The organism is Streptomyces durocortorensis, assembly GCF_016901035.1.
GTDB lineage: Bacteria > Actinomycetota > Actinomycetes > Streptomycetales > Streptomycetaceae > Streptomyces > Streptomyces durocortorensis.
Map to the genome: position 1 here is coordinate 1 of NZ_JAFEUF010000535.1, position 808 is coordinate 808.

Annotated in this window: 1 protein-coding gene; it reads right to left on the minus strand. The window is 74.1% G+C overall.

Annotated elements, in window-relative coordinates:
• On the minus strand, positions 1-808 hold an 808-nt coding region (locus JS521_RS35945), incomplete at both ends, for a peptidase (protein ID WP_239488310.1).

Genomic DNA, 808 nt, shown 5'->3' on the forward strand with positions numbered 1-808 from the left:
GGGTCGCCGTCCGGGGCCGGGTCCTGGCCCGTACCGGCGTCCTTTCGGGGACCGTCGGGATCGCCGGGCCGTTCGGTTCGGGTGCCGGTGTCGGGGGCGGTGCGCTCCGGATCGGGACGTTCCGGCCGGAGGCTTTCCGGCCGGGGGCTTTCCGACCGGGGGCTTTCCGACCGGGGGCTTTCCGGCTGCGGGCGCTCGGGCCGTGGGGGTTCCGGCTCGCGGATGCCGCCCGTGGCGCCGTCGACGATCACGAAGGGGTACTCCTCCGACTCCCCCACCCACTCGCCGTCCTCGCGCCCGCCGCCCTTCGCCTTGTCCTGGTGGCGGCGCTGTACGACGGCGGCGTGGGCGGTGACCGGGCCGGGGGCGGTGTCGGAGGTGAAGGCCATCCGGACGCGTACGGAGACGGTCTCTCCGGCGGGGACGGTGAACCCGGGGAACGGTTCGCCGAAGACGCCGATCTGCTCGTCGCGGTCGGTGCTCTCCCAGGTGACCCGGTGTTCGATCCCGGGGCGGCCCGGCTCGGAGAACTCCAGCTGGATCTGGTCCGACGTCAGCCTGCGGTCGCGGTCGGCGAGCACGAGGACCGGGTGCAGGGCCTGGCAGGACGTGTCGGTGGTGTTGGTGAGCTCGAGGAACCAGGTGCCGTAGCCGCCACCGGAGGCGTACCGGTCCGGGGCGTCCTGGATCCGGGCCTCGATGGGGAAGTCCTTGGCGTCCGGGTCACCGCACACGGGCTGCTCGTCGTCGGCCTTCGCGGCTGCGACTGCGGCTAAGGAGGCGGAGACCACCGGGGCGGGCTGGGCGG